Annotated in this window: 7 protein-coding genes and 1 pseudogene; 5 read left to right on the forward strand and 3 right to left on the reverse strand. The window is 29.7% G+C overall.

Going from position 1 to position 6,418, the window contains the following annotated elements:
* The 3 genes and pseudogenes from WBG30_RS02445 to WBG30_RS02455 all read right to left on the reverse strand — a co-directional run.
* A pseudogene (locus WBG30_RS02445) lies at positions 1 to 208 on the reverse strand (nicotinate phosphoribosyltransferase); the annotation flags it as partial.
* A gap of 82 nt (positions 209 to 290) precedes the next feature.
* Positions 291 to 863 (reverse strand): hypothetical protein, encoded by a 573-nt coding sequence (locus WBG30_RS02450; protein WP_424503056.1) that lies wholly within the window; start codon positions 861 to 863, stop codon positions 291 to 293.
* 9 nt (positions 864 to 872) lie between these two features.
* Entirely contained in the window at positions 873 to 1,544 is a 672-nt protein-coding gene (locus WBG30_RS02455) for a hypothetical protein (RefSeq protein ID WP_424503057.1), read from the reverse strand.
* A 324-nt stretch (positions 1,545 to 1,868) separates the two neighbouring features.
* Here WBG30_RS02455 and WBG30_RS02460 point away from each other — a divergent pair, with 324 nt between their 5' ends.
* From WBG30_RS02460 to ybaK, 5 genes are all read left to right on the forward strand, one after another.
* The gene (locus WBG30_RS02460) at positions 1,869 to 2,390 is read left to right on the forward strand and encodes a shikimate kinase (RefSeq protein ID WP_424503058.1); all 522 of its coding nucleotides are present in this window, start codon (positions 1,869 to 1,871) and stop codon (positions 2,388 to 2,390) included.
* A 106-nt stretch (positions 2,391 to 2,496) separates the two neighbouring features.
* The gene (locus tag WBG30_RS02465) at positions 2,497 to 3,543 is read left to right on the forward strand and encodes a hypothetical protein (RefSeq protein ID WP_424503059.1); all 1,047 of its coding nucleotides are present in this window, start codon (positions 2,497 to 2,499) and stop codon (positions 3,541 to 3,543) included.
* A 195-nt stretch (positions 3,544 to 3,738) separates the two neighbouring features.
* A complete protein-coding gene (locus WBG30_RS02470; protein ID WP_424503060.1) occupies positions 3,739 to 5,334 on the forward strand; it encodes a CTP synthase in 1,596 nt (531 codons plus the stop codon).
* A 135-nt stretch (positions 5,335 to 5,469) separates the two neighbouring features.
* Entirely contained in the window at positions 5,470 to 5,781 is a 312-nt protein-coding gene (locus WBG30_RS02475) for a hypothetical protein (RefSeq protein ID WP_424503061.1), read from the forward strand.
* Positions 5,782 to 5,895: 114 nt separating this feature from the next.
* Complete coding sequence (ybaK, locus tag WBG30_RS02480) at positions 5,896 to 6,372, forward strand: Cys-tRNA(Pro) deacylase (RefSeq protein ID WP_424503062.1); 477 nt, start codon at positions 5,896 to 5,898, stop codon at positions 6,370 to 6,372.
* The last annotated feature ends 46 nt before the right edge of the window (positions 6,373 to 6,418 follow it).

Below are 6,418 nucleotides of genomic sequence, written 5' to 3' on the forward strand. Positions count from 1 at the left end.
TACTATTTAAAATTTCTATTAGTTTAATCACTTCATAAATCCCAGAAACTACGGCTAAACCTCCGTCCTCTGTTTTTCGAAAGTACATGTCAAAAACAGCTATTTTTTCTTCCATTCCTTCCTTTAAGAAAACATCACTTTCTGTATATTGATACCTATCGGAGTTTATTACGTTTGCAAATTCACTTAACAGTTGTCTGTCCTTCATCGCTTCCTCCTTCTTTTTAAAATAAAATATAAAATTTCTTAATAATTTTTCTTTTAATCTATTTTTAATAATTTTCTTACTTTTAAAGCTTCCAATTAAGATTCAAAAAAGGCATTACCGGAAAAACACCATTATTTGCAAAATTTAATAATCCTATCTGAATACCATTTATTTTTCCTGCAATATTTAAAAGTCCAAATTGAAAAAATACTTCCTTGGAATAGTTAACTACTCCAAATTCATAATTTGACTTTGATTTTGAATAATTAAATATACCTAATTTTAATCCTGTAAAGTCATTTGTAAGGTTTCCTGCCCCTAATAAAAGTCCTTTACTAGTTCCTCCGTGAAGGTTAACAATACCTAACCCTACTCCTTTAAATTTAGTATTAACTTTATTAAATATCCCTGCTCCTAAAAAAATTCCACCTTGTAGACCTGTAAATTCATCAACATCACTGGTAAATATATTAAAATCAACCCCTGTAACTTTTTCTGTAGTTCCAAAAAATACGGGAATACGTAATCCATTGACCTCTTCACCTTTGCCTATATTTAAAGTAGGAGTTAATCCCAGCTGAAAATTTGTAGTTTGACCAAAACTTGTTATAGTCATACTGATCATTAAACTTAAAAACAATATTAGTTTTTGCATCTCTTCCTCCTATAATTCCGTCTCAAAAAAGAATATCACATTATTTGATCCGCCATCTACACCGTTAATAGTACCGAATATTCCTGATCTATGTGAAACTCCTACCCCAATATATGTATCTTCAAACTCCTCTATCTTGGTAATATCCTTAGCATTAAATGAAAGAGTAATGTCAATATAATTTAGATAATTAGAGTTATTTTTACCATATTGATTCTCTCTTTCTAAGTTAGTAATATTACTTGTATAAGAAAATCCTTCCGATACTCCTAGCCTTGTACGAACATATTTATCCCATGGGAACTCTAACCAATATATTTTTATACCAAAATTTATTTCATATGTATTATCATTAGTATAATAATCAGCTTTATCCCCACTATAACTATTGAAATGAGTGATAAAACTATTCTGTAAAGTTATATTTATTGGAAAATTATAGGGGTTTTTATATACATATCTTTCTACCTGCACCCCAGCAATTTTACCTCCATTTGTACTTTTTTTTAAACCTTGAAAGGTCAATAGTTCCCCTATATCTGATGATGTCGCTATTCCGTATAAAGGTCTAATTATATATTTATTTCCATCTACATCAAATGCCTTTTTGCTCTTTACTTCTACCTCTCCATAAATATTTAAAGAAAGAAGAGTTATTAAAGCAACAATTATCTTTTTCATTATACTTGTATCCTCCTTTTTAATAATGTTTGTCGAATTATTGTACCATAATTATTAAATTTATTTTTTAAGAAATTAGTTTTTTTAGCTAGTTTTTTATAAAAGCTTATTTAAGTTATACACATAAACTATATATATGTGAAATTAATTATTACATATCCCTAATTTTAGCATTTAAAATATATACATAAAAGCCTTATAATATCCTTTTTTTTTATAAAATTACAGTTCTCTATTTAATAAATAGATCTCACCTGAAAAAGACAAAATAAAAGTAATCAAAAGTATTTAATATTATGATATAATTGTCTCGAGGTGAACCTTATGAAACAAAATTTGATTTTAATAGGATTTATGGGAAGTGGAAAATCTACAGTTGGTAGAGAGTTAGCTAAAGTTCTAGAAATGAACTTTGTAGACACAGACCATTATATAGAACAGAAAGAAAATATGGAAGTTAAAGATATATTTGCTTTAAAAGGCGAAAAATATTTTAGAGCCATAGAGGCCAAATATGTTAAAGAAATTTCAAAAATGAATAATACTGTTATCTCAACAGGGGGCGGTGTAGTAGCATCTGATACCAATATAACCCTTCTAAAAGAAAATGGTTTTGTAATCTACCTAGACTGTACCATTGAGTGTATTTACAATAGAGTTTCTAGAAGAAATACTAGGCCTCTTCTAAATAATGTAGAAGATCTATATTCTCGTATTGTTGAACTTTTAGACGAAAGGATAGGTAACTATAAAAAGTATATGGACAATGAAATTTATATTGATTCTAAAACTAACATCTGGGATACCGTAGATAAGATAAAAAAAATGTATATTAAATTTGACTAAAAATAACTTGGTATTGTATCCAATTAGTCACAATATTTTTTATAACCTTTAATGTATTATTAAAATTTATAATTTTTAGATAAAAATAGCAGGAGGGTTTAATTTTATGAACAGAAAATTTTTAATGGACCTATTAGGTACTTGTTCACCATCTGGAATGGAAAAAGAAGTACAACTTCTTTGGTTAAACTACGTAAAAAAGTTTTCCCACAAAACAGAGAGTGATAACATCGGCAACGCATATGCAGTTTTAAACCCAGATGCAGATTTTAAAGTTATGATCGTAGCTCATGGAGATGAAATTGGATTTATGGTAAAAAGAATCGATTCTAACGGTTTTATCTTCTTAGAGAAACTAGGGGGAATAAGCCCAAAAGTTGCTGTAGGAATGAAAATAAAATTTTTAGGTAAAAAAGAAGTAATTGGAGTAGTAGGGGCCAATGCTGAACACCATGGAGGAGTAAAAGAAAACCTTACTATGGATGATATATATGTAGACTGTGGCTTTAAAGATAAAAAATCTGCAACAAATTTTTTAAATATCGGAGATATGGCCGTCTACAAAAGAAAAACTGAACTTTTACAAGAAAATAGAATTGCTGGTAAAGCCTTGGATAATAAAACTGGAAGTTTTATCATAGCAGAAGTCATAAGAAAGTTAGCCAAGGAAAACCTTGAAATAGGAGTTTATGCAGTTAATACAAGTACTGAGGAAACTAACCAAGGTGGAGCTTATTTTGCTGGTTCAAAAATTAATCCTGATATGGCTATAGTTTGTGATGTTACCTTTTCTACTGATTACCCTGGAGTAGATACCAATGCCAATGGAGAGTTCTCATTAGAGGGGGGACCTGTCTTAGCCAAAGGCGCTCCTATCAGTCTTAAGATAAATGCAGAATTAGAAAAATCAGCTAAAGAATTAGATATAAAATTACAATATGAGTTAACTCCTAGAAATACTGGGACAGACGCTGATACTATAAAATTCACTGGGAAAGGTGTTCCTATAGCTTTAGTTTCGCTTCCTATTAGATATATGCATTCCCCAGTGGAAACTGCTAGTTTTTATGATATTGAAGATGAAATAAATCTACTTACTCACTTTATTTTAAATTTGAATCCTAAAATTAATTTAAACCCAATTGAAGGGTAATAATAGTAATAATGCTATAGAATCTAAAAAAACATTGATTTTTTTTAGATTCTATAGTATACTAATTAAAGTGAATTAAACAGAGGAAAATAATTTCTGTTTTCAAAAAAATTATTATAGACGATAAATCAAAACATCCGTTTTTTTTTTCGTCTTTTTTTTATGTGTCCAATCTATTATTTTAGGAGGAGTTATATGAAACAAACTAAGTATATTTTTGTTACCGGTGGTGTAGTATCATCTTTAGGAAAGGGAATCGTAGCAGCGTCTTTAGGTAGACTTTTAGAGGAAAGAGGTCATTCTGTTACTATTCAAAAATTTGATCCATATATCAATATAGATCCAGGAACAATGAATCCATATGAACATGGTGAGGTATTTGTAACTGATGATGGAGCAGAAACAGACTTAGACTTAGGTCATTATGAAAGATTTATCGACCAAAACTTAACTAAATACAGTAGTGTAACGACTGGCAGAATCTATCAAACAGTTATCAATAAAGAAAGAAAGGGAGAATACCTCGGTAAAACTGTACAAGTTATTCCTCATATTACAAATGAAATTAAATCAAGAATCGAAATTGTAGGTAAAGAAGTGAACTCTGACTTCGTTATCACTGAAATTGGTGGGACTGTAGGAGATATAGAATCTACACCATTTTTAGAAGCTATCAGACAATTTAGATATGATGTAGGAAGAGAAAATGTACTATATGTTCATTGTGCATTAGTTCCTTATTTAAAAGCAGCTGGAGAATTAAAATCTAAACCTGCACAACATTCAGTAAAACAACTTATGACTTTAGGAATAAGACCAAATGTATTAGTATGTAGAACTGAGCATACTCTTCCTCAATCATTAAAAGATAAATTATCACTATTTTGCGATCTAGATGCTGATGCTGTAATCGAGTGTATCGATGCTCCTACTATCTATGAAGTCCCTATGAACTTAGAAGAAAATGGTTTAGCAGATGTAGTTTGTAAACAATTAGGAGTATCTAATGAAAAACCTGCTCTTACAGAATGGAGAGCTATGGTAGAAAAAATCAAAAACCCATCTAAAAAAGTTAAAATAGCTGTAGTTGGAAAATATGTAGAATTAAAAGATGCATATATCTCTATCGATGAATCAATAAAACATGCAGGATACCATCAAGATATCAAAGCTGAAGTAACTTATCTTCAAGCTGAGAATTTAAATTTAAATGACCTTAAGGGATTTGACGGAATATTAGTTCCTGGAGGATTCGGAGATCGTGGAGTAGAAGGTAAGATAGCATCAGTAAAGTATGCTAGGGAAAATAAGATACCATTCTTAGGAATATGCCTTGGAATGCAAACAGCAGTTATTGAATATGCTAGATCTATCATGGGATGGAAAGATGCCCATTCAGCAGAGTTTAGTTCTGATACTACTCATCCAGTAATCGATATTATGCCTGATCAAAAAGGTGTAGAAATGGGTGGAACTATGAGATTAGGATTATATCCTTGTAAATTAAAAGATGGAACTTTAGCACGTGAATTATACGGAGAAGAATTAATCTATGAAAGACATAGACATAGATTTGAATTCAATAATGAATTCAAAGAAAATATGGAAAATGCTGGTCTTATCATCTCAGGAGCATCTCCAGATGGAAGGTTAGCTGAAATAATAGAGATTAAGGATCATCCTTACTTTATCGCTGGACAATTCCATCCAGAATTTAAAACAAGACCTAATAGACCGCATCCATTATTTAGTGGTTTAATCACCGCAGCATTTAATAAAACAGAAAAATAAAAGTATTTGGCTGGGATCTCTCAGCCAAATTTTCATCTAAAAATAGAAGTATATCTGTATAAAAAGGGTGAAATATTTTAATAGCAATAATGCTATTAAATAGTCTTAATAAGCATCCAGAAGGAGAATATAATTATGAAAGATAGAATGATGGCTCTAGGCCTATATATCAATGAAAGATTAGGAAAAAATATAAATTTTAAACAAATAAAAGGAGACCCGATCTATAGAGGTGTTTTATTTAGTTGTATGAATGAGGATTATTTAGTAAGTAATAAAAAATCTGAAGTTATCAATGCCATAGTTACTATGAGTAGAAAAAAAGCAGAAGATTATCCTCAAAAAATGGTAAAAAGATATACCCACACAAAGTTTAAAAAAGTAAGAGAGAGAAAACCAGTGGAATTTAAAGTTAAAGGAAGAAGTTATTTTATAATAAAAATGTAGATAAATATAGATATTAGGAGGACAACTAGTCCTCCTTTTATTATTATTTTCCCTCTTCAACATTTTATATTTATATGATAAGCTTTAATTTTAAGAACCGTTCAAGGAGGAATTATGAAAAAAACAAATGCTATGAGAATTTTAGATAAAAATAAAATTACATATATAACCAATGAATATGAATACGATGAGTCTGATCTTAGTGCCGTGACTATGGCTAAAAAAACTAATGTTGATATTAATAAATTATTTAAAACTTTAGTTCTTTTCGGAGACAAAACAGGCTATTTAGTAGCATGTATACCAGGAGAAATGGAATTAGATTTGAAAAAAATGGCTAAAGTTAGCCAAAACAAGAAAGTTGAGATGGTTCATATGAAAGATCTTCTAAAGATAACAGGATATATGAGGGGGGGATGTTCTCCTTTAGGAATGAAAAAAAAATTTCCTACTTATATTGGAAATTCCTGCCTTAATTTTGAAACTATTGTTATCAGTGGCGGTAAAAGAGGTATTCAGATTGAGATCGATCCAAATAAGTTAATCCAAGTTTTAAATATCCATGTAGACAATATATCTATATACCTATAGAATCAAAAAGTTTAAGATTAAAAGTAAATAGATCTTTTCTTTATAA

Origin of the sequence: Psychrilyobacter sp. (assembly GCF_049671765.1) — a bacterium.
Classification (GTDB): Bacteria; Fusobacteriota; Fusobacteriia; order Fusobacteriales; family Fusobacteriaceae; genus Psychrilyobacter.